A 381-nucleotide genomic window follows, 5' to 3' on the forward strand; every position below is an offset into this window, starting at 1 on the left:
CTCATATATCGTTGATTTATTTTGATTTTTAACCCCAAAGCGCAAACAATAGCCGCTCAAGTGAATATAAATATCTCTATATCCAATTCTTCTTCGTGCCAAACCATGCAATAACGAACAATATGCAGTATTTTTCACTTAAAATGTGAGCGTGTTTTTCGGTTAAGTTTTTAAGACGATTTTCGAAACCAAATTTTCAGCAATTTTTATTGAACCCGAAGACGCGTCATCGCTAAAGCTACGCGTCAAATCTGTGGACAAGAAATCCTTCCTTATCTTATAGAATTCCTGCGTTGCCCCCGCTCCTGGAAGGGCGCGGCAGGGCGTTGAGGCCAACCGAACGGCGATCCGCGGATCACCGGCGCCCTCGTCGCGTTGATC

Annotated in this window: 1 protein-coding gene; it reads right to left on the reverse strand. The window is 43.8% G+C overall.

Annotated features, from left to right (window positions below; genetic code table 11):
• Nucleotides 1-162: 162 nt before the first annotated feature.
• The coding region (locus tag A7981_RS12210) for a hypothetical protein (RefSeq protein ID WP_217234101.1) at nucleotides 163-381 on the reverse strand (219 nt) is incomplete at its 5' end.

Origin of the sequence: Methylovorus sp. MM2, assembly GCF_001648895.1 — a bacterium.
Lineage (GTDB): Bacteria > Pseudomonadota > Gammaproteobacteria > Burkholderiales > Methylophilaceae > MM1.